We start from the raw sequence: 26,040 nt of genomic DNA on the forward strand, positions 1-26,040 counted from the left end.
ATTATGGCTAAGAGAGTATATAATATAATGTTTCATACACATACCATTAGTGGTATTGTTATAAGTGCAGCATTATATGTAATTTTTTTTACAGGATCTATTTCTTTTTTAAGAGATGAAATAATAGCTTGGGAAAGAAATGAGCCCGTTGAAAAAAACTTTTTTTTAGAAGGAGATTTTGATGCTTTATTAAATAATTTAGGAGAAGAGTATTACCTAAAAGGTAGAGACATTTCTTTTTATAGAAATATAGAAGGACAAAATGTAATCACCAGAATGGGGCAGTCTAAAGATACATTGGCACCAAAAAAAGAGCCTAAAAGAGCTTTTTTTTATACAAATTTAAAAACCTTTAAAAAAGCAAATTATAACCAAAACTATTCTTTAGGAGAATTTTTTTACAGGCTACATTTTTTTGCACAATTAAATTTTTATGGACGATCTGGGTATGTTTTTGCTGGTTTAATAGCTTTTTTCTTTTTGTTTGCAATTATAACAGGAATTATCGTTCACTGGAAAAAAATAGTACCTAATTTTTACCAATTTCGACCAAAAACGAAATGGAAAACTATTTGGACAGATGCGCATGTTGCACTGGGTGTAATAGGACTACCATATCAGTTTATATTTGCTGTTACAGGCGCATACCTAATTATTGGTTATATGGTAATGCTAGCACCTGTGCAAAACTATATTTTTAATGATAATTCTAAAGCTTTAACAGAAGCATTGAATTACGAAAAAGATATAAATTATGAGTACAAAGCAGTAGAATTAGAAAAAACTATTTCTATTAATGATTTTTTAGTTAAAACAAAAAAAGAATACCCAAGCTTACAATTAAATAGTGTCGAAATATTTAATTATGGAGATGCAAATATGCATGTAAAAGTAGGAGGATACCCAAAGTATAAGGATAACTTTTTAAGTTCAGGGTCAATCACATTCAAAGCTTCAGATGGATATATAGTGCAAACAAAAGATTCAAAAAATAGCTTATCATATGTAGAAGGAGCTACAAATCTTTTAAAAAGATTACACTTTGGAGATTTTGGTGGTTATGGAATGAAATTAATTTACTTGGTTTTGGGTTTTATTACCTGTTTTGTAATCATATCTGGTGTACTTATTTGGTTAGTTGCAAGAGATAAAAAAAGCGTACCTAATTACAAACGTAAATTCAATAGTTGGCTAGTAAATATTTATATGGCTATATGTTTAAGCTTATATCCAATAACTGCTCTTGTTTTTATTACCGTTAAGTGTTTTTCAGACAGCAATGGAGACAATAGAAAAGTATTTATTTATCAGATATTTTTCTGGGGATGGCTTATACTAAGCTCACTTTTTATCGTAAAAAAAGACAATTACTTTACCAATAAAATATCACTTTTATTAGGAAGTATTTTAGGATTTCTAGTACCTATCTCAAATGGTGCTATTACAGGCAATTGGCTATGGATTTCTTGGCAAAAAGGATATTCACAAATTTTTGTGGTAGATGCTTTTTGGTTGCTACTTTCAATAACATCATTTAGTATTTTCTTCAAAATAAAAAGAAATAAAAAGCTTTAAAAGAATCATCTTAATAATCAGTATTATTTACTCCGTTTAGCGTAGCTAATTATCCGTTTAGCGTATAAAGCTTACAGTTTTATAGGAGTAATTTTGTTTTTAATTTCAATTAAGTCTAAATAAAAACAAAGTGAATATATTTAAGAAATCAATAAGTTTTATAACGATTAACCTTCTATTTTTATTCGTAGGATATACACAATCTAAATTATCCGGAACAGTAGTAGATGCGTGGAAAAAACCAATTCCTGGAGCAACAGTTATTATAAAAGACACGAATAAAGGAGTTTCAACTGATATAAATGGTCATTTTCTTTTTAAAGGTAAGCTTAAAGGAAAATATGTACTTAAAGTTTCTTTTGTAGGCTTTAAAACTAAGGAACTATTTTTTAAGATAGAAGAGGGAGAAGAGCTAGTATTATCAATACAATTAGAAGAATCATCAGTAGAGTTAGATGAGGTACTTGTAACAGGAAAAAGTATCGTAAAAAAAGTAAAAGAAAAAGCATATAATGTAGGTGTTGTTGATGCTAAGCAGTTACATCATACCTCTTTAGATTTAGGACATGCGTTAGATAGAGTAGCAGGAGTACGCATTAGAGAAAGTGGAGGAGTTGGTTCTCGAATGAATTTTTCACTTAACGGTTTTAGAGGAAATCAAGTTCGATTTTTTATTGATGGATTACCCATGGATAATTTTGGTTCATCTCTACAAATTAATAACATTCCAATAAGTTTAGCAGAACGCATAGAAATATATAAAGGAGTAGTACCTATAGGTTTAGGAGCAGATGCATTGGGAGGAGCTGTAAACATTATAACACAACAGCATAAAAAAAGTCATTTAGAAGCTTCGTATTCTTTTGGTTCGTTTAATACTCATAGATCACATGTAAATGCTGTTTATGTAGCAAAATCTGGGTTTACTGCGCAATTAAATGCTTTTCAAAACTATTCTGATAACAATTATAAAGTAAACGTTGATGTATCTGATTTAAACACCGGAGAATATTTTCCCAACCAAAGAGTAAAACGTTTTAATGATACTTACCATAACGAAGTAGCCATTTTTAATGTAGGTTTTGTAAATACTGAGTTCGCAGATCAATTATTATTTGGTATAACCCTAGGCCAGAGTTATAGAGAAATTCAAACAGGAGCAAGAATGGTAAGCGTGTTTGGTGCTTGGCATACAAAAGGTAATATTATAATGCCTAGTGTAAAGTATAAAAAGAACGACTTTATATTTAAAAACTTAGATTTTAAGTTAACCGCTAATATCAACTTGGGAGAAGAAAAAAATATTGATACGTTACATAGGCGTTACAATTGGTTTGGAGATTTTAAAGAATATGATGGCCCTGGAGGAGAGCGTTCGTATTCTTTATATAAATACAAAAATAACGCAGGTATTACAACAACAAGCTTAAACTATAAGTTGAATGATAAGCATAAAATTACATTTAGTAATACTCTTAATACGTTTGATAGAGTAGGGCATAATGAGTTAAATCCAGGTAACGAAATTTACGAACACCCCAAAAAAGTTATGAAAAATGTGATGGGTTTAGGCTATGATTTTAAAAGTTCAAACTGGAATACTTCAGCTTTTATAAAAAAATACTATCAACGAAATAAGTTTGCAGAGGCATATAATCCTAGTGGAAACTACGGAGATGTAGCGTATAGAAATCAAGTTAATAAGTTTAATCATACAGGGTATGGGCTTGCTGCAACATATTTTGTAAACGATGATATACAATTAAAAGCTTCTTATGAAAAAAGTTATCGTTTACCAGAAGCAAATGAACTTTATGGAGATGTAATTAATTTAGAAGGAAACTTAAGTCTAAAACCAGAAAGTAGTAATAATTATAATTTAGGAGTTAGCCTTTGGAAGCATACAAGCAGTAATCACTCTTTTAATTTTAATGCAAATGGTTTTTATAGAGATGCAAAAGATTTCATTAGACCTACACTTAATAAAAATCAAAGTAGGCAAGTTATGGATAATTTAGCGAGTGTAACCAACCTTGGTGTAGAAGCAGAGGCAAGATATAACTTTAATAATCAAGTCTCACTAGGAGCAAACATAACTTATCAAAACTTAAGAAATAACACAAAATATGAAGATAATCAAACAGAAGTTAGTGTTGTTTACAAAGATCGAGTTCCTAACGAGCCTTATTTATTTGGAAATGCTGATGTGAGCTACACTTTTTCTAATCTATGGAATAAAGAAGACAAATTAAATGTAGTCTATAACTTGTTATTTGTTCATGATTTTTATTTGTACTGGCCAAGTTTAGGAAGTAATAAACTTGAAATTCCTCAACAAATATCACATGATATAAGTTTTACATACTCATTAAACAAGAAACTACAATTTACTTTAGAATGTAGAAACTTGTTAAATGCTGAGCTTTATGACAATTTTAGTTTACAAAAACCTAGTAGAAATTTTACAGGAAAAATTAAATACACTTTTTTTTAAGAACACATATATAGAAGATAATTAAATAACAATTATAAATTAAAACAAATGAAGTACAAAAACCTTTATTCAGCTTTATTTATTGCAGCGGCAATTTTTACGTCATGTAGTGATGATAATACTCCAAAACAGGGAGAAACACCTCAAAAAGGAGCAAAATACTTAATAACTGCGACACCAAAAGCATCAGAAGGAGTTGCAGATTATATACTTACAACAGATAATTTAACCCAAGGAAAAATTAGCACAGTAGGAAACGGTATTGAGCAAGATGGAACATATCGTTATTATGTAACTAGTAATAATAAGTTTTTTAGTTTATTATACGGACAAGGAAACCCAGGAGCTGTTACAACCTATCAGTTAGACGATAAAGGAGCATTAGAAAAGTTATCTAACTTCCAATCAGAAACTGTACAAGCGTTTGCGCCAGTTAAAGACGATTTACTATTAATAAAAATATCAAGAAGTTCTGACTCCCCTATAGCTTCTTGGTACCGTCTTGATACCAGAACATCACAATTTGTAGCCGAAGGACAAATTAATACTAAGGACTTAGCAAATAAGGAAAATGGTGAGTTAGCTTTCTTTACTTGGATAACTCAAGTCGGTGATTATGTGTATTTGCCTTATTTTACAATTAAAGGAAATTCTACAGATAGATTTGGAACGAACTACCCTAACGAAGCCAATATTGCAGTGTATTCTTATCCAGAAATGGAGTATGTAAAAACGATTCATGACGATAGAACTAGTCATATTGGACGTTATTTTAACAATGGTTTGTCTGTAGATGAAAAAGGAGATACATATGCTTTTTCTTCTTCTGTAGCAACAACTAATGGAGAAATAACATCTACAAAACCATCAGCAATAACAAGAATAAAAAAAGGAGAAACAGCATTTGACCAAGCTTTTTATTATAACATTGAAGAAGCTTCAGGTAATAGATATGTTACTTCTCATTTATATTTAGGAAATGGTAAATTTTTAGTAAACTTGCACGATACAGCTTCAAAAGGGACATATAGTTCTGGAAAAGATTTGGCTATTGTAGATGTATATGCAAAAACGTTAACAGATGTAACTGGGCTTCCTACAAAAGAAGAAATAGAAAGTATTGCATCAAAAGGGCATTATGTGTCTAAAGCTGAAGGAATAGTTTATATTGGTATAACAACAAAAAACGGGAGCTATGTTTACAATATAGATGCTAGAACAGCAAAAGCTACACAGGGAATCGAAGTAGAAGGAGGAACGATTACAGCAATTAATAAATTAGATCCTGCAAATTAATATTGTTTTTATTATAGGAGTATTATTAAAATATTTAGTTTATCCAAAAAAACCTTGGCACTTTCCAAGGTTTTTTAATTTTTATACTAATGAAGTCTATACCCTTTTTTAGGAAGGTAAAAGACTAACTAAAATAAGATGTTTTTTTCTTAATAAGAAAACCAGTGAGTATCACTACAGAAGTCAACATTAAAATAGCTATTAAGTTTTTTGTTGTTTTCTGTTCTAAAGGTTTAAATATAAAAGTAGGACGACTCTCATAGGTTTCTATTGTGTATTTTTTGTTTTTAAATAAAAGCGGAACAATGTGGTCTCTCCATTTATTGGAGAAAGATACTACTTGTTGTTTATAATTTTCGTAATCGTTAGCTGAGGTTCCAGCAATTTTATTTAAAGCTTCTTGCATGAGAATAGCTGGAGATGTATATTTAAAATAATCAACAACCTGTTGTTGTTTTTTTAAAGCCTTATTATAGTTTAATAATAAAGGAGAAAGTTGTTGTTCAAGTAAATCTTGTGAGGCAAAATAACGATGCCAGAAAGTAAAATTTTTATTTTCTTTATTAGCTAACTCAGGATGATCTCGTAAATACCCATCTAAAATTTCATCTTGTTTTTTCTCAATTTCTCTATTTGCTTCTCTAATCTCATTAATCATATTTAAGCGAGAAGGTGTAGGGTATATAGAGGTACTAATTTGATTAGCAGTTGCAGGAATAACTAAAACAATTAGTAACCACAGACCAATAAGAGATAAAGCATTTTTAGAAGAATTATTGATCTTTAAATTAACAATACCTGCTAGCGAAAACCAAAAAGCTTCGTAAGCAATTAATAACATAATAGTAGCAAATAATTGAGAAAAGTTTAAAAGAGCATTTTTTGTAAAAATTAAAATACAAACTAAAAAAACAACTAAAGAAATACTAGCAAATAAAATAAAACGAAAACCTAATTTTTGAATCAACCACTTTCTAATTGTTAAAGGTTGAGATCCGATAAGCCTTAATGTACCTAGTTCTTTTTCTCGGGATAAAATATTATAGGTAAATGCAATGATTAATAATGGTAGTATGAAAATAAATACAAAAGAAATATCAAACGTACCAAACAATAATTGGACAGGGTTAGCAATTTCTGTATAATCTAGTGCAAAATTATTGCCAAATATGCTTGGCTTCATAAAATGAGTGTATAAATCACTTTGACCTGTAGCAATAAAAGATAGAGGTTGAGCATCCATAGCAACAACCCTAGGGTGTCTTGTACCAACAGTTGAAGGATTGTTAGGGAGCATCCAATAAGGGAGTCCTGTGTCTATACCGTTTTCAATATCAAGAATGTTTTTTAGCATTTTAGTATCACTCTCTACCAAGTTTTGTTTTACTTTAATAATATCGTCGGTACGTTGTTTTACTTTTTTTTGTCCATTATATGTAGCAAAACCTATAATAGAAAGAAGTATTACAGTTAAAAGTGTAATCCATCCATTTCTAAATAAAATTTTCAATTCGTAATTTATGGTTTGGAAAAACATAATTATAATTTTTTAGAGAAAGTAATTAGTAAATAAAAAGGTACAAGCAACCAAATAAAAAGAATAAAAAAGTTCTTAAAGTTCCAGGTAATGATAGTAGATAAATTTGGAGTATGATATTTAAATTCGGGTAGTTTTGAAAACTTATCAGCTTCGGTTTTGTAGCTCCAGTCTCCTGTTTTTGAATTGTTTTTGAAATCATCATTTAAAAACTTCTGAGTATTAACCCTATAACTTTCGGCTGCATCGGTAAAGTTCCAATGCGCTATATAACCAGTATTGGCAATATCCATAGAAAGAATTCTAATAGGTATAAAAGGAGAAATTACGGCTAGTTTTTGATAAGTAGTGTTTTGATTTTCAAAAACCTCTTTTAAAAAACCATAATGTTTTTTGTAAACTCTAGCTTCATGTTCTTCTCCTTTTTGCATTCTGTAAGCATCGTAATTAAAAGGCAGTTGCTGAATATTATCTACACCGTACTCTTTTAATGTTTTTTCTTTTAAAATTTGAGCCTCTTTACTCCATGGATTATGACCATCTAGTCCTTTTTCTTTATCTTGTTTAATGCTAGCTTGAAATTGTTGTTTCGTTGGGTAAGGATGAAAGTCGTTTGCTAAGTTGGTAGCTATTTTCGGTGTAATGAAGCAAAACAGGATCCATAAAGACATATTTACAACTAAAGAAATTCCTGAAGATTTACTAATTGATGATATAAGTATAGTTATGGTAACAATAATCATATAATAAACTAAGTAAGAGGTATAAAGTAGACTTAAATTGTTCCAACTAAAAAGACCTGTAAAACTGTTGGAAGAAAGGAATATGCCAACAACAAGAAAAACTATTGTATTTAATATGAAAACTGGAATAAAGATAGAAAACCATTTACCTAAAGCTAGTTTTACAGGTGAAACACCTTGACTTTTTAACAAACGTAGTGTATCTAATTCTTTTTCTTTAGTAAAAGTATTGTAGCCCATTAATAATATAAGCAGAGGAATCAAATACAACAGTACAAAGTTGAGAGATAATGTACCAAACCTTGCTAGTTCTGTTTGATCCGAAGCTTCACTATAAGCAGCTTCATTTCTTTTATGAGCTTCTAAGAAAATAGAGTTTCCTGTATATTTATTCACACCATTATCAAATAATGATAAAGCAAACTTAGGTTTAAAAGCATATGTGCCGTAATGAGCAGCAGAGTGAGGATTTTTATCTCCTTGTGTATCCCACATACTCCTTTCCTTTTCTTTAGAAATACTATATTGTTTATTTATAGTTTTAAATTGATTATAACTAGTAATACCAGCAATTAAAAGGAGTATAAGTATTATGATTATAGAAAACCCAAAGCGTCCATCTCTCCGTAGTTCAGTAAGTTCTTTACAAATAATAGTTTTCATAATTAAGCTGTTACATTTTTAAAATTCATAATATCTAAGTACAATTTCTCTAACTCTGATAATGTTATTTCATCAGAAGCTTTAGTACTTTGTAGTGTGCCATTACGCATAATGCTTATGTGAGTAGCAATATCTTTTGCACGAAACAAATCATGAGTAGCCATTAAAATAGCAACTCCTTCAGATTTCATTTTTAATAAAAGATCAGAGAATTCATTACTAGATTTAGGATCTAAACCCGATGTAGGTTCATCTAAAAGTAGAACTTTAGATTCTTTAGCAATTGCTAAAGCAATTCCAACTTTTTGTCGCATTCCTTTAGAAAATGTATTGACATATTTATTATGAGCTTCTTTTTGTAAACCTGCTTCTTCTAAAAATAAACTAAGTTCAGGCTTGTCAATTTTTTTTCCAGAGAGTTTTAAAAAATAATCTAAATTTTCTATAGCAGATAATGAAGCATATAGCATTAGATTTTCTGGAATATAAGTAATGAAATTTTTAGTTTTGATTGGATGTTTAGTAACCTCCAAACCATTAATTTTTGCAATTCCAGATGTAGGATTAATAAAGTTTAATAACATGTTAATTGTTGTAGATTTACCAGCACCGTTGGCACCAAGTAAACATAAGATTTCACCTTCATTAACCTGTAAGTCTAAATTATTTACAGCAATAAAATCACCATATTTTTTTGTCAGCTTGTTTGTTTGTATCATGTATATGTAAGTTTTAAGTAACTAATTCTATTAATATCTAGTACTACTACAGTAATTAATAAACTCTAAAAAATAGAAATATTAATTATGTAGTAATGTTTTGTTTTTTAGTATCTTATTTTAAGATAAACTACCAGTGTTTAATTCTGTATTTTAATAAAGAACTAATAAATAGGAGGGGGTCTGGAAAAAAGAGAATAGTTTATAAAGTCTTTGAAGTATATAGTAATTTTGAAAAAAACACTATTAAAAATAGGTTTATTTACAGCAGTGAAATTTATAGTGATTGTTTGAAGGTAAATAATAGGAGTTTTATTACCTACTATAACGTATTCACAACTGCTACAATCCTCCACTGTACTATCTTCATGAGTAAGAGCATGTAATCCAACCAGCTTAACACTAATAAAGACTGTTAAGAAAATAAGGGCAATATGTGCTTTAAAGCGTTTCAAGCTATGTGTTATTTTAATGACTAAAATAATAAAATCTTTATATATAAGTATGTATTGCTTAGTTAAAAAAAACAATCTCAAAAAACATTAAAAAGAGATATTTAAGAGATAATAATTTATATTATAAGAGAATATGTTAGAGTTTTTTTCTAAAATCAATTTTGTGAGAAAGTTTAATCATTAAAGTATGGTCGTTTTCAATACGGTTTTCTTTTATAATTATGTATTGATTCATGTATCCTAAACTTAATGTAAAAGAAGCATCTAGGGGAATATCGAAAGCTCCATAAATTCTATTTTGACTAAAATTTTTATTATTTGCATATCTATCAACATCTAAAAATACTTGATTAGAGAATGACAAGCCTATTATTGTTTTACCCTCTTTAGATCGTATGATTGGTGTTTTTGCACCAAATATTAATCGTAATCTATGTCTTGTTTTGTCTTCCATAATACGCTGTTCTAGTAGCATTCCATAATTGACGGAAACTTTTTTAATTTTATTTTTTACGGTGAAGTACTCATAAATACGATGTTCAGTTCTTTTTGTAGGAACGGGATGTGCTCCATAAGGAAAGAGCACTACCCATTCATATCCAGCACCAAAACTTAGATTTTTTAAGTAGTCATAACTTGTGCCAATCCTTAACTTTGATTGCTGCCAATCCTTAACAAAATTATGTCTACTCCAAGAGTATAACGTTTCAATATTAAACTTTTTAGTTAATTGATACTTACCAGAATAATACCACCATGAATTAAACTGGTCGACTTTTTGGGCATAACTCTTAAAAATTACAAATAAAAATACTGTAGCTAGTAATTTTTTCATCATTGTCTAGAGTTTTTTACCTATAAAACGAATCACACTTCCTTTACCGTTGTGAGAATTTCCTTCATTCAAAAAGACTTCTTTTTCTTCTAAAAATTGAATTTCAAAACCAGTAAAATCTTGTTGTATTTGTTCTACAGAAAAAAGCATATCTACATCTTTTGGACCACCTATTTTAGGATTGTTTTTCTGATAATTTAGATGATTTTTACTAAAAGCTTCAAAAATTATATGCCCATTAGGTTTAAGAAGTGTAGTCAATTTTTGATGAATACTAGAAATTTTCCAAGCAGAAAAATGTGCGTAAATTAAACCAATAACATCAAAAGACTCTCTTGGAAATTCAAGATCTTGTATATCGCCTACAATATATTTTAGAGGCACACCTGATTCGTTGGCTAATTTTTGAGCCTTATTCTTTCCTTCAATACTTAAATCGGTTGCAGTAACATTCCATCCTAATTTGGAAGCATATACACCATTTCTACCTTCTCCATCAGCAGGCAGTAAAATAGTTCCTGTTTTTAATTTTTGAAGTTCTTCTTTAAAAAATAAGTTAGGCTTTTTACCATAAGCAAAATCTAAGTTTTGATACCTTTCATCCCAAAATGCTGTATATTTTATATCGCTTTTTTTCATCATATTTTGATTTAAATTATATGATGTAAAAGTATAGTGAGTTTAAAATTTTATGATAGGATAAATGTAAAGTAGTATTGTACTTATTTTAGTTTTTTTCTATATGCATCAGGAGAATAACCTGTATGTTTTTTAAAAAATCTAATAAAATAAGAAACATCATCATAACCTAAGTGATATGCTATTTGGTTTATTTGATTGGAAGATGCTAAAAGATATCTTTTGGATTCTAATATAATTTGCTCGTTTATAAGTTCTGAAGCTGTTTTACCTAAAGTCTGTTTTGTTATAGTGTTTAATTGATAGTTAGATAGATTTAACATGCTAGCATATTTTGAAACTTGTTTTATACTAGTAATGTTTGTTTCTAATAAATGTAAAAATTTATCAAGAGATTCTTGAATATACAGATCTTTAGTGTTAGGAGTTTTATTGTTGGTATTTCTTAGCCTCAGTAATTCTATAAAAAAAATATGAAGATTAGATTTTATAACTTCTTTATATGCTTCAGTTTTATCCTTGTATTCTGAAAAAATAGATGTCAATAAAAAATTAATTTTTGAAAAAAGGTCTTCCTCTAATTGATAATAATTTGAAGCGCTTACTTTTTGTAATAGAGAATTCATTCTTTTATTAAAAGGATAGTAAAAATCAGTATTAAACTGAATCATAAAACCCTCACTATTACTTCTTAGTTCTAATTCGTGCACTTGACCAGGTCGGATTATAAAAATAGTATGATCTGTAACATCATAATTAACAAAATCTATTTCGTGATTTCCAGTGCCTTTTTTCAATACTAAAAAGAAGAAAAAATCATGTCTATGAAGCTCGTGAACCATATCTTTTCCATTAAGAAGTTCCTGAAGATTTTTAATCATAAAATCACCAGATAGGTTAGGTTCTTTTTGAGAAGTTTTTAAATGTCTTACAGGGATGGTTTTCATGAGGTTAGAATCTAACTAATGTAATACAAATTTAAGTAGAAAAAGAGCAAGGAATAATAAGTAATTCTAAAAAATAAAAAAGTCCTATAAATTATATAATTCATAGGACTTTTAAGTCGGGGTGGCAGGATTCGAACCTGCGACCTCCTGCTCCCAAAGCAGGCGCGATGACCGGGCTACGCTACACCCCGAAAAGTGTAAAAATCGTAATGTAGTTTATCTCGAGTAAAACGAGAGGCTACACCCTGTTTTTAATTGGGACTGCAAATGTAGAAAAAAAAAGTGAACTACAAATAAAAAAAAGAAACAATTATTAAATAATTTGACCTTATAAGGTAATAGTTAAAATATATTTAAAAGGATATAACTAGAAATAAAAAAAAATTACATTTGTAACTTCAAAAAATTCAAGATAATGGCAGAAAAAATTAAATGTTTGATTATTGGGTCTGGTCCAGCAGGTTACACAGCAGCAATATATGCAGCAAGGGCAGACATGAAACCAGTTATGTACACAGGAATGCAAATGGGAGGACAGTTAACAACCACTACAGAAGTTGATAATTTTCCAGGTTATCCAAAAGGTACTGATGGTACAGCAATGATGGAAGATTTAAAAAGTCAAGCAGAGCGTTTTGGAACAGATGTACGTTTTGGAATGGTAACTAAAGTAGAGTTTTCTAACGAAGAAGGAGGAATTCATAAAGTAATTGTCGATGAATCAACAGAAATAGAAGCTCAAACTGTTATTATTTCTACAGGAGCTACTGCTAAATATTTAGGTTTAGAAAGTGAGCAACGTTTAATTGGTGGTGGAGTTTCTGCTTGTGCTACTTGTGATGGGTTCTTTTATAAAGGACAAGATGTTGTTGTTGTTGGAGCAGGTGATACCGCAGCAGAAGAAGCAACCTATTTAGCTAACATTTGTAGTAAAGTTACCATGTTAGTTCGTAAAGATTATATGCGTGCTTCAAAGGCAATGCAACACCGCGTAAACAAAACAGAAAATATTACTGTTATGTATAACACTGAAATTGATGAGGTATTAGGTGAGAATGTTGTTGAAGGAGTTCGTGCTGTGAATAATGAAACAGGTGAAAAAACGGAGATTCCAGTAACAGGTGTATTTATTGCAATTGGGCACAAACCAAATACTGAATTGTTTAAAGATGTTTTAGACATGGATGAAACAGGTTATTTAATTACTAAAGGAAAATCTACTAAAACTAATTTACCAGGAGTTTTTGCTGCAGGTGATGTGCAAGACAAAGAATATCGTCAAGCTGTAACAGCCGCAGGTACAGGATGTATGGCAGCTTTAGATGCTGAACGTTACTTGGGAGCATTAGAATAAAACATAAAGTATATAAAATTAAAAAAGGGTACGTATTAGCGTACCCTTTTTATTTTATTTAGAATTTTGTTCGCTTTCACGAATAAGCTGTCGAATCCAATCATTAGGAATCATATCAATAGTAAGGTTTATGCGTTCCTCATCACCATTATTAATAACTTTATGAGGATCGGTAAGTCGCATATACCAGCATTCCCCAGGTTTCATGAGCACGGGAGTGTTATTCAAATAAAAAGTTACATTTTCATTATTTAAGATAGGAATAGTAAGTCGTATTACTGATTTTTCAACCTCCAAACCTAAGGTAGGATCTGTGTGTTCTTTAACTGTTGAGTGTGGAGCCAGTCGAAGTAACCTAACTAAATTAACAGTAGTATTCTCTTTAAAAAAATCGATAACACTAGTTAAATACGGAGACTTTTTTAAGGCATTAGTATCTAGCCAATCTGTCCAAGAACCATCAGCATAATCTTCAGCAGGAGGCGGAAAAGGTAATGAGGTATCCACTAAATGTGCAGGTGACCGTAAAGGAATTACATCATAATATTCAAAATTATCTAGCTGTAAAGCTTTAGCCTCTTCAAGCATTTTAGCGGTATTAAAGTTAAGAGGTAGCTTAATACGATCACTAAAAGCATTACTTGTCCTAGTAGTAACTGTTTCCATAGACCTATGTTTATAAAAGTTTGAGTTAGTATATTGTAAAACTACAAAAAAGTAGAATTTTGTTCCTAAGTGTTACATTTTTATAAAGTTACCTCTTTTATTTTAACCATTTGTAATTTATAAGCAAGTGTCACTTAATTTTTGACTATCAGATTTATAAACAGTTGGTATTGCTTGGTCTGCATTAATTTCAATACAAGTTAAATCAGGATTTCTGTCTACTCTTAAATCTTCAAGTTTCAAATTAGAACTAACATCTAAATTAGTAAGTAAATTACTAGTGATGTACAGATGTTTTAAATTGATAAATGAATGAATATTAATAGCATTTATTTGATTGTCTGAAGCTAAAAATGTTTCTAAAGGGCTAATGTCATCAATACTAATAGAAGTAATTTTATTACTTGTTAATACAACACTTTTTAATTTTGAGGTGTCTTCTGTTTTAAATGAAGTTAGTAAATTGTTAGTTACCGTTAATTCTTCTAAAGAATTATTAGATATATTTAAATGAGTTAATTTATTAAAAGATAAATTTAATATTTTAAGCTTACCAGCTTTTTCCAAGCCTGTAATAGTCGTAAGGTCGTTAGAATGAATATCTGCTAAAAGAAGATTAGGATTATTACTAAGATCAATAGTAGTTAAGTAGTTTGCGTTTAAATATAAGGTATCTAACTTTGTGTTAGAGCTTAGGTTAATAGCTTTAATCTTTTGTCCAGCAGCAGATAAATACGTTAAGTTTGAAAAAGCTTCAATACCAGTTAAGTCACTCGTTTCACCAAAACTACCATCTAAGTTTAAGTTTAAACGAGTAATTTTTTTTGCATCTTCTATTGATATTTTTTGATTAATACTACCATCACTATCTAACTTTTGTTCTACTAATATTGCCTCAAAATGTTTATCAGGTATGCTAATATAAACATCATTTCCAGTATCAGGAGTCTCATCGTCACTAGAACAAGAGGAAAAAAGTAATAGAGCTAAGGCAAGTGTAGTGTAAGCAATTTTATATTTTAAAAATAAAGATTTCATAAGCTGTTTAATTTTTTAAGCGTAGTTTTAATTTATGAGATATTGTTATTATTTTAATTTTTAGGAGCAAAATACAGCGAGTAAGATTTAGGAATAGGAGTTTTTTAAAATTAACTTTTCCAATTTTTATTCAAGTTATAAAAATACAAAAAGTGACTCTGATGATTTATCAGAGCCACTGTTATTTTTATGCTAAAAAAATTAAGGATATTAAAGATACCTATCAGTTTCCTCTATTTCAAGATCATTAATACTGGCATATCTTTTTTTCATTTGTCCGTTATTGTCAAACTCCCAGTTTTCATTACCATAAGCTCTATACCATTTGCCTTCTTTGTTCTGATATTCATATTCAAAGCGTACAGCAATTCTATTTTCACTGTGAGCCCAATATTCTTTTTTTAGTTTATAATTAAGCTCATTTTGCCACTTTTTACTCAGGAAGTTAATAATTTCTTCTCTACCATTTACAAAAGTGTCTCTATTTCTCCATTCACTATCTATAGTGTAAGCTAATGCAATTTTTTCAGGATTTTGAGAGTTCCAAGCATCTTCTGCTAGTTGAATTTTTTGTTTAGCTGTTTCAAGAGTAAAAGGAGGGAGTGGATGTTTCTGTTCCATAATAATTATAGTAAGTTTTGTATTATTTTTTTTGATTTATATACTATTTCATTTGATTTGAAGAGTTGACTTTCTATGATAGCACTTTCAAAAAGTAGGTAAATATGGGTAGCTAGTAATTCGTTATCTGTTAACTCCTGAAAAAAATTATTCAATTCTTTTTTATGAGATTGAATCACTAGGAGTATAGTTTCTTGCTCTTTTGATATTTCTGATAGAATATTCAAAAAACTACACCCCCTGAAATCCTCTTTTGTATTCATATGAGCTACAAAATCAAAAGAAAGGAGTATTGTGTCTTTTGAATTTTTACTTTTTGAAGTAAACTTAAATAGTTCTTTAAACCAAAATTCGTGTCTATTGTTTAAGAAGTCGACACACAAAGCATCTTTTGATTTAAAGTACTGATAAAAACTTGCTTTGGCTACTTTAGCTTCTTTAATAACTTGGTTAATACCCGTGCTGTTGTAACCTTGTTGATGAAATAAATGCGCTACAGTTTCTAATATACGTTCTCTAGGGCTACTCATATTCTTAATTTTTGTCAAAGTTATATGAATTTTTAAGAACAGACAAGTCTGTTCGTAGTTTTAACATTTTTAGTTTAATAAATAAACTAATTCTGTGGAAGTTATTTATACTTCCACATTTTTTATATGCCAAGAGTTAAATCATTTAATGAAGAAGAAGCATTAACCAAAGCAATGTGTTTGTTTTGGAAACGAAGGCTATTCAGCAACTTTTGTTTAAGATTTGGTTTACCATTTAGGAATTAATAGGGCTAGTTTATATGATACTTTTGGAGATAAAAAAGAGCTATCAAACTCTATCAATGTAGCCTTGTCTTTACTTACTTAGTTTTAAAATTCGAAAAGCTCCTTGAATTACTAAAACAAAAACAATGGTTCCAATAATCAAATCAGGTTTGCTCGAACTTAACCAATTTACCAAAAGTCCAGCGATTATAACTCCTAAATTGATAATCACGTCATTCGAGGTAAAAATCATACTCGCTTTCATATGTGCCTCTTCTTTGCTTTTTGACTTTTGCAAAATGTAAAGACAAATTCCGTTTGCGATAAGTGCAAAAATCGAAACGATAATCATTGTCGAAAAATCGGGAAGTTTCTCGTCTCCGAAAAATCTTCTTAAAACTTCCACAAATCCAATAATCGCAAGTGTGATTTGAAAATATCCAGCAAGTTTTGCAATCCGCTTTTTCTTAATCAACGTTCCGCCAACTGCAAACAAGCTAATTCCGTAAACGAAACTGTCGGCAAGCATATCCAGGCTGTCGGCAACAAGTCCCATTGATTTTGAGATTATTCCTGTTGTCATTTCGATAATAAAAAAGACAAAATTTATCGCCAGTACAATCCAAAGTAGCTTTTTTTGGTTGGTGTTTTCTACAAAATCTTTTTCGTTGGTTTCTTCGGTCGAGATTTTCTTTCCGCCTAATTTTAATTCGATAATTGACTTTTCAATTTGGTCGTTATGACCATCGTGAAAAACGGTCAATTTTCGGTTTGGAATGTCAAAATCAAGATTTTTGATTTCTTGAATTCCGTCCAGTTTCATTCGGATTAGATTTTCCTCTGAAGGACAATCCATCTTACTGATTTCAAATATCGTTTTGTTCATTTTAGTCGTCATCTTCGTTTCCAAAAGGTTTGATAATTACTCCAACGCTAAATATAAAACCGTCTGTTGGTGCATATATTTCGGGAAATTCTGGATTGTCGTGTGGTGGCAAAACCAAAGGCGAGAACCTGCTTTGTCTTCTATCGGTAAAGTTTTCAAAATTCACAAAAGTTGTTCCCCATTTAAAATTTCGCATTGCCACAAAACCCATTGTTATGAAGTCGGTTGTTTCTGTTCCATTAGACAAAAATTGCTTTCCTGTGTAAAACGTTTCATAACCGATTCGCCATTTTTCAGATTCGTACATCAAAACACTTCCTGCGTTATGTTTTGCTGTCAAAGGTTTTTGAGGATTGCCAGCTAAATAGTTCAACCTTGTGTCAATGAGTGCATAATTTAGGAACCACCTAAAATCTTTATAGGTAAACTTGATGTTTGTTTCAGCACCTTTGCTCAAAATTTCATCTGTTGCATTCTCAAATTGGAAAAATCCATTATCAGTTGAATTTAACAGTAATGCATCATTAATCGCAGTTACATAAAACAGTTGATTAATAGAAAAACCAACAGTTTCAAATAAACGTGTTTGATAGTTGAAATCAAGATTTACACCATAAGAACGTTCCGCATTTAGTGAAGATTTATCAATACCAAGTACATTTCTAAAATTGATAAATTCCGCCTCTTCTGTAAAAATATCTGGAATTTTGTAACCTAATCCACCACCAATTCTGCTCGAAAATCCACTATCGTTTTTGTATAGCAATGAAACTCTTGGAAGCGGAAAGAATCCAAAATCAGTATTGTAATCTGCTCGTAATCCTGTTTCCAAAATCCAATTATCCGAAATGTCATAAATATTATTTACAAATGCTCCGAATGTTATGTCTGTTTGGTCACGTTGCAAAGTCACATTATTATTTTCATCAAAAGCAGAAGTATAGAGATTTGCACCAAAAATCCAATCTGTTTTATTGGCGGACTTTTGATAGTTTATTTCCGTGAATGTATTGGTTTGTTTACCATCAAAAACAAAATCGGGAATGGTTAGTTTTCTATCAAAGAATGAGATGCTGTTTTTAATATTTAATGAACTAACCGAATCTAATTGAGTTTCGTAAACCGCTTGACTGCTCAACCTTTTTGATAGATTTTCTTCGGTATATTGATGGATGCCATTTGCGCCACTTTCAATTTTTGTGATGTCGCCACCAATTCTGTCGTCATACGTTCCGTTTAAGCTAAACCAAAATGTTGTTTTTTCTGATGGATAATAAAAGAATTTTGGGTTGAAAGAAATAGATGTTGTTTGTGGTAAATTACTAAAGCCATCATCTTCTGGGTCGTAAGCCTTTTGATAATGACCTGAACCGTATAATGAAACTCCAAATTTTTCATTTCGTTTGCTATAAAATACATTAGCTGTACTTCCTAATGCTTGTGTTTGTGTCAACATAATATCCAAAGTTGGCTCTTCGTCAGGTGTTTTTGATACCATATTTATCAAACCTCCAATTGCTCCACCACCATAAAGTGTTGATGAACTTCCTTTAATGATTTCAAATTGTTTTAAGTCCAATGGCGGAATTTGCAGAATACTCAAACCGCTTGAAAATCCGCCATAAAGTGGAAATCCATCTCGTAAAAGTTGTGTGTAACGTCCATCAAGACCTTGAATTCTAATGTTGGTATTCGCACTACTTAAAGAAGTTTGTTGCATCTGTATTCCTGTACTTTCCCGAAGTACCATTGAAATATTGGTTGGGTTCATTACCGCTTTTTCGCCTAATTCTTCCGCTCCAATAAATTCAATTCGAGTTGGAATTTTTCTAACAGTTCGTGTACTTCTTGAAGATTGTATGACAACTTCGTCAAGTTCATTACCTCCAGATTCGAGCTTGAAAGCGAACTCCTTTTTTGTTCCAACATCAATAGTAGTTTCTATGGTTTTGAAGCCTATGTATGAAATTTTTATAATATGGTTTCCATTTGGGATTTCTGTAAATGTGGCAATTCCGTCAAAATCTGTTACTGCTCCTTTTTCTAATTCTTCAAAATAGACCGTAGCACCCAATAATGGTTCGTTGGTTTCTGCATCGCTAACAGAAATGGAAATATCGCTCGTCTGTGCGAAAGATATAATTGATACGAATAGAAATAATGTGTTTAAAAATATGTTTTTCATCTGCTTATTCTGGTTTAAAAGAATAATGCAAATGTATTTAGGATTTACTGCAACTCGATTGCAAAGATTACTTGTTGCAGTTGTCGCACAAGCCTTTTACGACCATATTTGCTTGTTGTAACTTAAAGTTTTCGGGAAGTTGAATTTTTGGAATAGGAACATCAAAAAGGCAGAATGTTTTATCGCAGTTTGTGCAATAAAAATGATAGTGCAAATCCTTTGGGTCGCAGTTACAGCCTTTGGCACAAACCGCATATTTGGTCATTCCAGAACCATCTTCAATGCTGTGGATGACTTTGTTTTCCTCAAATGTTTTGAGTGTTCTGAAAATCGAACTTCTGTCCATGTATGCCAATGCGTTTTCAATATCTTTTAAAGATTGGGCTTTTTCTTGGCTCAAAAGATGACGTAAAACCACAGTTCTGACTGCGGTGTTTTTCACTTTTTTTATTTTTAGGATTTCTTCTTCGGTTTGCATTTTCCTAATGTATCATTTTTTTCGAGCGTTGGCGAAAAACAGCTCTTTTATTTTTTTCAGCGGTGGCTTTTTGCGGTTGGAAAAAAATAAATGTGCTGTTTGTGCGGTTGGCTTTTTTAGTTCAAATGTTCAATTTTAGCACGGTTTTTTGCATTATGCACAACTAGTTTATATACGTAATAAAATTACTTATATATTCCTTTTACGGTAAGATATGCGGAACTTTTAGCAATTTTATTAACACTTTCAAATATAAAGAAATAAGATAAAAAAGTGCAACTTTTTTATCGGGACTACAAACGAAGCCTAATCGGTTGTCTTCCTTCTTCAGTAATAGGAGCAACTTTAAACAAGTTGACACACTTTATTGAATACTCCCCGTTAATCGGGCGCTAATATCACGGCATGCTCCGAAGACACCACGGCATGGGTCGCTGATATCACGGCGTGCTCCGCAGACACCGCGGCATGGGTCGCTAATATCACGGCATGCTCCGAAGATACCACGGCACGGGTCGCTGATATCACGGCGTGCTCCGTTGACACCGCGGCATGGGTCGCTGATATCACGGCGTGCTCCGCAGACACCACGGCACGGGTCGCTGATATCACGGCATGCTCCGAAGACACTACGGCATGGGTCGCTAATATCACGGCGTACTCCGTTGACACCACGGCACGGGTCGCTAATATCACGGCATGCTCCGCAGACACCGCGGCACGGGTCGCTGATATTACGGCGTGCTCCGCAGACACCGCGGCATGGGTCGCTAATATCACGGCATGCTCTCTGCTTTTACATCAGTACAGATTCAACCCAACATTCACTGTATACTTATTAGCGGACGTTGCCTTTGGCAGTAAAAAATAAACCTCATACCAACAAACCAAAAAAAGGCTGTATAGTATGAGGTTTCCCCTAAGTTATTAATTCGTTTAAAGTAACAACTATCGTGAATTATTTTTCAGTAGTTACTTTTTTAAAGCGCATCATGGTTACATCGTCCATCAATAAGTTTAGTTTTCCTTCTAAGTCAAAACTATACTTGTTTACTTTTTTAATGGTTTTTAAAAACTCTTGTTCTCCTTGTCCGCAGTACATCATAGTTGTTGGTCCTGGTTCTCCAAAAGAAATCGCATTTTCTTCTCCTAACGTAAATTCAGCAGCATAACCGTTACAACCATTATTTCCTGTAGCTTTCTTTGTTTCTTTATCAAACGTAAGTTGTGGCTTTTTATCAGGAAACAATCCTTCAAAAGCAATTCTAGGTCCAGAAATGTATTCTAGTTCCCAAGCGGTTCCGTATAATTGTTCAGCAGTATCTTTTTTAGCACAAGACACTGTAATTAATAGAATTACTGCGACTACAAATGATAGTTTTTTCATACTATGTAAGTTTAGTTATTAGTATTAAATTCAGTTGAGTTTTTTACTACAAATTTTCTTGATGCTTCACCATCTACCAATTTGTATGTAATTTGTCTGGTACCTCCTGTTGGGTTAGCATTAGAATCTTCTTCTTTATAAATAGGAAAACGTTGCGCTAAGGTTGTTTCAATAATGGTAAATTCATCGTGCCCCATATATCCCTTACTTAATTCTTTATTATCGGTAATAGGAGGGAAGTATATTTGACTCATCGATTTTTTATTGTTTACTGAAAATCCTATTACATTTCCGTAGCTTCCACTTCCGTCAGATTTTGTATAGATTAATACTTCTGGAGAACCATCAGAGTTTAAATCTTCAATTTCAGCATCAACAACACTACCATCAATTGTTTGAGTAACGGCAGAATTGTCAATTTCTAATCCGTAAGGAGTAACTGTTAATTCAGTTTCCATTCCATTTTTTTTAGTAGCAATGCTAAAACTAATTCCTTGTAAGGTTACATTTTTTCTAAAAATGGTTTTGTCTATCTGTGTTTGGTCAAGGTTTCCTTCAATTTTATGATAAGAACCCGCAAGACTTCCTCCACCTGAACAGTAAAAGTTTAATAAACTGTTATCTTCTTTGTTTGCCGTTGCAATAGAAATTTGTTTGTTTTTAAAAGAAAAAACTACAGTTTTACCATTTATGTCAGCTGTATACGTGCTGTCATTTGCTTTTTTAGCAAGAGCGTCAAAAGTACAAGTAGGTTTTTTCTTGTCAGCACGTGAGCGAACAGCAATTTTTATATTGTCATTTGCGGCTGGTTTTACAGCAACTGAAACCCAATCGTACCCTTCGTTTCTTTTTTCGTATTCTGAAGAAACGTAGTTTCCTGTAACATCAGTAATTGTAGCTACAGTTTCTTGTTTTGTGGTTTCTTGTGTATCTGTTTTTTTTGCTTCGTTTTTACAGCTAACGATGGCTAAAAATGCTATTACTAGTAGTGCTGAATTGGTAAGTTTTATCATGCTATTTTATGTTTTTTGCTTCTAAATAACAATAAATATACCATTAAAGATATGAAAAAACGTTTTAAGAAAACCTTAAGATTCTTGATTTTTTAGTAGGTTGATATTGTAGCGTATAGGTTTATCAACGTTTTTTGAGGGTATAAAAAAAGACCGCCAAAACCTAATTTGACGATCTTTTAAACAAACAACTAAATTCTAAAACCTATAAAAGTTGAAGAAAGTTTTAAAAAACTACCTATGCTTGTTAGCAACATTAGGTAGTTTTAATATGTTTAGAAGCAGTATTTATTTTCTGCTTTTAATTTTTCTGCGATTGTATTACGTAATTCAACTACGTTAGGGTAGTTTGCATACTTTGTAAAACGCTTAAGTCCCATTAACATCATGCGTTGCTCATCACCTTCAGCGAAAGAAATAATTCCTTCTCTTGCACTTTTGGTAATAATTTCAACAGCATTGTATAAGTATAACTTCGCCATTGCAATCTGTTCTTTTTGAGCATCTTCACCAAAACGCTTAGCGTTCTTCTCAGTTCTTAAAATTCCAGATTCTGCCATGTATATTTCAATCAAAATATTTGAAGCAGCAGTTAATAACTGTTGGTGTTGCTCTAACTCTGGTCCAAATTTTTGTAAAGCAGCACCTGCAACCATTAAGAATACTTTCTTAAGTTTAGCAAGAATTTCTTTTTCTTCTGAGAATAATTCAGAATAATCTGGAGTATCGAAAGAAGGAATTCCCATTAATTCGTTTTGAACTGCCATTGCAGGATTTAATAAATCTACATGACCTTTCATTGCTTTTTTAACTAACATTCCTACCGATAATAAACGGTTGATTTCGTTAGTTCCTTCGTAGATACGTGCAATACGAGCATCTCTCCAAGCAGACTCCATTGGAGTTTCTTCAGAGAATCCCATACCTCCAAAAATTTGGATTCCTTCATCAGCACAATTTTGTACGTCTTCTGAAACTGCTACTTTTAAGATAGAACATTCAATAGCGTATTCTTCAACACCTTTTAATTCTGCTTCTTGATGAGTGTTTCCTTCAGATTCACGAATAGCGATTCTGTCTTCAATATTTTTAGCAGCTCTGTATGATGCAGACTCACCAACATAAGCGTTAGTAGCCATTTCAGCTAATTTCATTTTAATAGCTCCAAACTCAGCAATAGGAGTTTTAAATTGCTTACGCTCGTTTGCATAGTTTACAGCATGAGTTACAATTCTTCTTTGAGAATCTAAACAAGCAGCAGCTAACTTAATACGACCAACGTTTAAAGCATTCATGGCAATTTTGAATCCACCACCACGAACAGATAACATGTTTTCAACAGGAACTAAGGTATCGTTGAAAAATACCTGACGAGTTGAAGAGGCACGAATACCTAATTTGTGTTCTTCTTCTCCTAAAGTTACTCCGTTAGGATTGTTTTTATCATATTCTAAGATAAAACCAGTAATGTTTTTATCGTCTTCGATACGAGCAAAAACGATGAAGATTTCAGCAAAACCTGCATTCGAAATCCACATTTTTTGTCCGTTAATTTTGTAGTGTTTTCCGTCTTCAGTTAACTCAGCAGTAGTTTTTCCTGAGTTCGCATCCGATCCTGCTCCTGGTTCTGTTAAACAGTAAGCTCCAAAACGCTCTCCCATAGCTAAAGCAGGAACGTATTTTTGCTTTTGCTCTTCAGTACCGTATAAAGTAATTGGCATCGTACCAATACCTGTATGTGCACCAAAAGCTGTACTAAAAGATCCTGTTCCACTAGAAATGTAATCACAAGTTAACATGGTAGAAACGAATCCCATTCCTAATCCACCATAAGCTTCAGGAACAGCCACACCTAAAAATCCTAATTCACCAGCTTTACGCATAGTTTCTTCGGTAAGTGCATAATCTTTCTTTTCGAAACGTTCTTTATGAGGAATGATTTCACGGTCGTTAAATTCTTTAACCGCATCACGCATCATTGTTTGCTCTTCTGAAAAATCTTCAGGAGTAAATATATCTTCACATTTTGTTTCTTTTACTAGGAACTGCCCTCCGCGTAAAAGATCTTTTGTTAATTCTGACATAGTATATTAGATTTTAAGATTCAAGAGCCAAGAGTCAAGACTTATTCAGACCAGATTGGAAACTTGAAATCATTTTTTGTATTGACTTAATTTTTTGTTCTAATTCTTTAAACTTTTCTTCAGATAGGTAGCTTTCATTAAAAGCAATAATTAATTGTGTTTTCCATTCAAATGAAGAACCTAAGCTATCTTCTAAATATTTATTAAAATGTTTGTTAGTGCTTTTACTTGAACCCTCAGCTATGTTAGAAGGAATAGAAACAGCACATCTATTCATCTGAGAAACCAAGCCAAACTTTTCAAAGTCTGGAAAGGTTCTAGTTAATTTATAAGAATCAGAAACTAAATTCATGCTTTCAGTCCAAATTTTTAATTTTTTGAAATTGTGCATCGTCTTGTTTCTTGATTCTAATAGTCTTGTTTCTTAATTTAGGAATTCAAAAATACCAGCAGCACCTTGACCAGTACCTACACACATGGTTACCATTCCGTATTTGTTATTCATGTTACGCTTACGCATTTCATCGAATAACTGAACAGATAGTTTACCACCAGTACATCCTAATGGGTGACCTAAAGCAATTGCCCCACCATTTACGTTAACGATATCCGGATTTAATCCTAATTCGCGAATAACTGCTAACGATTGTGAAGCAAACGCTTCGTTTAGCTCAATTAATTCAATATCACTTTGTTGTAAACCTGCTTGTTTTAATGCTTTTGGAATTGCTGCTACAGGACCAATTCCCATAATACGAGGTGGTACTCCTGCTGCTGCATAACTTACTAAACGAGCTTCTGGTTGAATACCTAACTCTTTTACCATATCTTCACTCATTACCATTACAAAGGCAGCTCCATCACTTGTTTGTGATGAGTTACCAGCGGTAACAGAACCGTTAGCAGCAAATACTGGACGTAATTTTGCTAAGGCTTCTACGCTGGTTCCACGACGTGGACCTTCGTCTTTAGTAACGGTGTAATTTCTTGTAGCGCGTTTTCCGTTTCCATCAATGTAAGTTTCTTCTACATCAATTGGTGCTATTTGATCTTGGAAACGATCGCTATCTAATGCTTTTAAAGCTTTCATGTGCGATTCGTATGCAAATTGATCTTGATCTGCACGAGATACATTGTATTGTTGCGCTACTGCTTCAGCAGTATTACCCATTCCCCAATAGTAATCTTCGTGACCTGCATTTACGATATCGTAGTTTAATTCTGGTTTAAAACCTGTCATTGGTACAGAACTCATGCTTTCTGCTCCACCAGCAATAATACACTCTGCCATTCCAGATTGAATTTTTGCTACTGCCATACCAATAGTTTCTAATCCTGATGAGCAGAAACGGTTTACGGTAACTCCAGGAACATCCACAGAATCTAATCCGATTAACGAAATAATTCTTGCCATGTTTAATCCTTGAGAACCTTCTGGCATTGCGTTACCAACAATAACATCGTCGATACGCTTTACGTCGAATTCTGGCAACTTTGTCATCATATACTTGATGGTTTCAGCAGCTAATTCGTCAGCTCTTTTAAATCTGAACACACCTTTTTTAGATTTCCCTACGGCGGTTCTATATCCTTTTACTATATATGCTGTTTTCATATTTTCAAGTTTTTAGTGTTTAGTTTTAAGTTTTTAGTGATTATTAATTGATCAC

22 protein-coding genes and 1 tRNA gene are annotated in these 26,040 nt (G+C 31.8%); 4 read left to right on the forward strand and 19 right to left on the reverse strand.

The window, feature by feature from the left end; genetic code table 11:
• Positions 1–3 precede the first annotated feature (3 nt).
• From ABMY20_RS08645 to ABMY20_RS08655, 3 genes are all read left to right on the forward strand, one after another.
• The gene (locus ABMY20_RS08645; protein ID WP_349265093.1) at positions 4–1,575 is read left to right on the forward strand and encodes a PepSY-associated TM helix domain-containing protein; all 1,572 of its coding nucleotides are present in this window, start codon (positions 4–6) and stop codon (positions 1,573–1,575) included.
• A 130-nt stretch (positions 1,576–1,705) separates the two neighbouring features.
• Positions 1,706–4,069 (forward strand): TonB-dependent receptor, encoded by a 2,364-nt coding sequence (locus ABMY20_RS08650; protein ID WP_349265094.1) that lies wholly within the window; start codon positions 1,706–1,708, stop codon positions 4,067–4,069.
• Between the two features lie 48 nt (positions 4,070–4,117).
• A complete protein-coding gene (locus tag ABMY20_RS08655) occupies positions 4,118–5,365 on the forward strand; it encodes a DUF4374 domain-containing protein (protein WP_159495272.1) in 1,248 nt (415 codons plus the stop codon).
• Positions 5,366–5,489: 124 nt separating this feature from the next.
• On the opposite strand, the gene ABMY20_RS08660 is transcribed toward ABMY20_RS08655, so the two are convergent.
• The 7 genes from ABMY20_RS08660 to ABMY20_RS08690 form a co-directional block, all read right to left on the reverse strand.
• On the reverse strand, positions 5,490–6,902 hold the full coding sequence (locus ABMY20_RS08660; protein WP_349265095.1) for a DUF3526 domain-containing protein: 1,413 nt from the start codon (positions 6,900–6,902) through the stop codon (positions 5,490–5,492).
• Positions 6,903–6,904: 2 nt separating this feature from the next.
• Positions 6,905–8,308: a DUF3526 domain-containing protein gene (locus ABMY20_RS08665; RefSeq protein ID WP_349265096.1), complete on the reverse strand. Its 1,404-nt coding sequence runs from the start codon at positions 8,306–8,308 to the stop codon at positions 6,905–6,907.
• A 2-nt stretch (positions 8,309–8,310) separates the two neighbouring features.
• Positions 8,311–9,027, reverse strand: coding sequence for an ATP-binding cassette domain-containing protein (locus ABMY20_RS08670; RefSeq protein WP_047790177.1), 717 nt, complete (start codon positions 9,025–9,027; stop codon positions 8,311–8,313).
• 591 nt (positions 9,028–9,618) lie between these two features.
• Positions 9,619–10,320 carry a DUF2490 domain-containing protein gene (locus ABMY20_RS08675; protein WP_073184619.1) on the reverse strand — a complete coding sequence of 234 codons (702 nt, stop codon included), beginning with the start codon at positions 10,318–10,320 and terminating at the stop codon, positions 9,619–9,621.
• Positions 10,321–10,323: 3 nt separating this feature from the next.
• Positions 10,324–10,959, reverse strand: coding sequence for a class I SAM-dependent methyltransferase (locus tag ABMY20_RS08680; RefSeq protein ID WP_349265097.1), 636 nt, complete (start codon positions 10,957–10,959; stop codon positions 10,324–10,326).
• Positions 10,960–11,039: 80 nt separating this feature from the next.
• On the reverse strand, positions 11,040–11,903 hold the full coding sequence (locus ABMY20_RS08685; protein WP_047790173.1) for an AraC family transcriptional regulator: 864 nt from the start codon (positions 11,901–11,903) through the stop codon (positions 11,040–11,042).
• 116 nt (positions 11,904–12,019) lie between these two features.
• Positions 12,020–12,094 (reverse strand) — tRNA-Pro (locus ABMY20_RS08690).
• 224 nt (positions 12,095–12,318) lie between these two features.
• On the opposite strand from ABMY20_RS08690, the gene trxB reads away from it, so the two are divergent.
• Positions 12,319–13,257: a thioredoxin-disulfide reductase gene (gene trxB, locus ABMY20_RS08695; RefSeq protein WP_047790172.1), complete on the forward strand. Its 939-nt coding sequence runs from the start codon at positions 12,319–12,321 to the stop codon at positions 13,255–13,257.
• 54 nt (positions 13,258–13,311) lie between these two features.
• On the opposite strand, the gene ABMY20_RS08700 is transcribed toward trxB, so the two are convergent.
• The 12 genes from ABMY20_RS08700 to ABMY20_RS08755 form a co-directional block, all read right to left on the reverse strand.
• Positions 13,312–13,923 (reverse strand): aspartyl/asparaginyl beta-hydroxylase domain-containing protein, encoded by a 612-nt coding sequence (locus tag ABMY20_RS08700; protein ID WP_349265098.1) that lies wholly within the window; start codon positions 13,921–13,923, stop codon positions 13,312–13,314.
• 117 nt (positions 13,924–14,040) lie between these two features.
• Entirely contained in the window at positions 14,041–14,961 is a 921-nt protein-coding gene (locus tag ABMY20_RS08705; RefSeq protein WP_349265099.1) for a hypothetical protein, read from the reverse strand.
• Positions 14,962–15,171: 210 nt separating this feature from the next.
• The gene (locus ABMY20_RS08710) at positions 15,172–15,582 is read right to left on the reverse strand and encodes a nuclear transport factor 2 family protein (protein ID WP_047790170.1); all 411 of its coding nucleotides are present in this window, start codon (positions 15,580–15,582) and stop codon (positions 15,172–15,174) included.
• 5 nt (positions 15,583–15,587) lie between these two features.
• On the reverse strand, positions 15,588–16,112 hold the full coding sequence (locus ABMY20_RS08715) for a TetR/AcrR family transcriptional regulator (protein WP_349265100.1): 525 nt from the start codon (positions 16,110–16,112) through the stop codon (positions 15,588–15,590).
• Positions 16,113–16,428: 316 nt separating this feature from the next.
• Positions 16,429–17,223: a cation transporter gene (locus ABMY20_RS08720; RefSeq protein ID WP_253057082.1), complete on the reverse strand. Its 795-nt coding sequence runs from the start codon at positions 17,221–17,223 to the stop codon at positions 16,429–16,431.
• Position 17,224: 1 nt separating this feature from the next.
• Positions 17,225–19,408: a TonB-dependent receptor gene (locus ABMY20_RS08725; RefSeq protein WP_173359715.1), complete on the reverse strand. Its 2,184-nt coding sequence runs from the start codon at positions 19,406–19,408 to the stop codon at positions 17,225–17,227.
• A 67-nt stretch (positions 19,409–19,475) separates the two neighbouring features.
• Positions 19,476–19,886 (reverse strand): transcriptional repressor, encoded by a 411-nt coding sequence (locus tag ABMY20_RS08730; protein ID WP_073184592.1) that lies wholly within the window; start codon positions 19,884–19,886, stop codon positions 19,476–19,478.
• Positions 19,887–20,844: 958 nt separating this feature from the next.
• Positions 20,845–21,273 carry an META domain-containing protein gene (locus ABMY20_RS08735; protein ID WP_349265101.1) on the reverse strand — a complete coding sequence of 143 codons (429 nt, stop codon included), beginning with the start codon at positions 21,271–21,273 and terminating at the stop codon, positions 20,845–20,847.
• Positions 21,274–21,284: 11 nt separating this feature from the next.
• The gene (locus ABMY20_RS08740; RefSeq protein WP_349265102.1) at positions 21,285–22,286 is read right to left on the reverse strand and encodes a PliI family lysozyme inhibitor of I-type lysozyme; all 1,002 of its coding nucleotides are present in this window, start codon (positions 22,284–22,286) and stop codon (positions 21,285–21,287) included.
• Between the two features lie 275 nt (positions 22,287–22,561).
• The gene (locus ABMY20_RS08745) at positions 22,562–24,370 is read right to left on the reverse strand and encodes an acyl-CoA dehydrogenase family protein (RefSeq protein ID WP_125344665.1); all 1,809 of its coding nucleotides are present in this window, start codon (positions 24,368–24,370) and stop codon (positions 22,562–22,564) included.
• A gap of 34 nt (positions 24,371–24,404) precedes the next feature.
• On the reverse strand, positions 24,405–24,761 hold the full coding sequence (locus tag ABMY20_RS08750) for a four helix bundle protein (protein ID WP_349265103.1): 357 nt from the start codon (positions 24,759–24,761) through the stop codon (positions 24,405–24,407).
• A 33-nt stretch (positions 24,762–24,794) separates the two neighbouring features.
• Positions 24,795–25,985, reverse strand: coding sequence for an acetyl-CoA C-acyltransferase (locus tag ABMY20_RS08755; RefSeq protein WP_125344664.1), 1,191 nt, complete (start codon positions 25,983–25,985; stop codon positions 24,795–24,797).
• Positions 25,986–26,040: the final 55 nt, after the last annotated feature.

The organism is Tenacibaculum sp. SSH1-16 (assembly GCF_040104435.1).
Lineage (GTDB): Bacteria > Bacteroidota > Bacteroidia > Flavobacteriales > Flavobacteriaceae > Polaribacter > Polaribacter mesophilus.

Bases quoted from the DNA above. Each gene is read 5' to 3' on its own strand.
- trxB (WP_047790172.1), top strand. From the start codon at position 12,319: ATGGCAGAAAAAATTAAATGTTTGATTATTGGGTCTGGTCCAGCAGGT.
- ABMY20_RS08710 (WP_047790170.1), bottom strand. From the start codon at position 15,582: ATGGAACAGAAACATCCACTCCCTCCTTTTACTCTTGAAACAGCTAAA.
- ABMY20_RS08700 (WP_349265098.1), bottom strand. From the start codon at position 13,923: ATGGAAACAGTTACTACTAGGACAAGTAATGCTTTTAGTGATCGTATT.
- ABMY20_RS08670 (WP_047790177.1), bottom strand. From the start codon at position 9,027: ATGATACAAACAAACAAGCTGACAAAAAAATATGGTGATTTTATTGCT.
- ABMY20_RS08705 (WP_349265099.1), bottom strand. From the start codon at position 14,961: ATGAAATCTTTATTTTTAAAATATAAAATTGCTTACACTACACTTGCC.
- ABMY20_RS08755 (WP_125344664.1), bottom strand. From the start codon at position 25,985: ATGAAAACAGCATATATAGTAAAAGGATATAGAACCGCCGTAGGGAAA.
- ABMY20_RS08655 (WP_159495272.1), top strand. From the start codon at position 4,118: ATGAAGTACAAAAACCTTTATTCAGCTTTATTTATTGCAGCGGCAATT.
- ABMY20_RS08675 (WP_073184619.1), bottom strand. From the start codon at position 10,320: ATGATGAAAAAATTACTAGCTACAGTATTTTTATTTGTAATTTTTAAG.
- ABMY20_RS08750 (WP_349265103.1), bottom strand. From the start codon at position 24,761: ATGCACAATTTCAAAAAATTAAAAATTTGGACTGAAAGCATGAATTTA.
- ABMY20_RS08725 (WP_173359715.1), bottom strand. From the start codon at position 19,408: ATGAAAAACATATTTTTAAACACATTATTTCTATTCGTATCAATTATA.
- ABMY20_RS08665 (WP_349265096.1), bottom strand. From the start codon at position 8,308: ATGAAAACTATTATTTGTAAAGAACTTACTGAACTACGGAGAGATGGA.
- ABMY20_RS08740 (WP_349265102.1), bottom strand. From the start codon at position 22,286: ATGATAAAACTTACCAATTCAGCACTACTAGTAATAGCATTTTTAGCC.
- ABMY20_RS08645 (WP_349265093.1), top strand. From the start codon at position 4: ATGGCTAAGAGAGTATATAATATAATGTTTCATACACATACCATTAGT.
- ABMY20_RS08720 (WP_253057082.1), bottom strand. From the start codon at position 17,223: ATGAACAAAACGATATTTGAAATCAGTAAGATGGATTGTCCTTCAGAG.
- ABMY20_RS08685 (WP_047790173.1), bottom strand. From the start codon at position 11,903: ATGAAAACCATCCCTGTAAGACATTTAAAAACTTCTCAAAAAGAACCT.
- ABMY20_RS08660 (WP_349265095.1), bottom strand. From the start codon at position 6,902: ATGTTTTTCCAAACCATAAATTACGAATTGAAAATTTTATTTAGAAAT.
- ABMY20_RS08715 (WP_349265100.1), bottom strand. From the start codon at position 16,112: ATGAGTAGCCCTAGAGAACGTATATTAGAAACTGTAGCGCATTTATTT.
- ABMY20_RS08735 (WP_349265101.1), bottom strand. From the start codon at position 21,273: ATGAAAAAACTATCATTTGTAGTCGCAGTAATTCTATTAATTACAGTG.
- ABMY20_RS08745 (WP_125344665.1), bottom strand. From the start codon at position 24,370: ATGTCAGAATTAACAAAAGATCTTTTACGCGGAGGGCAGTTCCTAGTA.
- ABMY20_RS08730 (WP_073184592.1), bottom strand. From the start codon at position 19,886: ATGCAAACCGAAGAAGAAATCCTAAAAATAAAAAAAGTGAAAAACACC.
- ABMY20_RS08680 (WP_349265097.1), bottom strand. From the start codon at position 10,959: ATGATGAAAAAAAGCGATATAAAATATACAGCATTTTGGGATGAAAGG.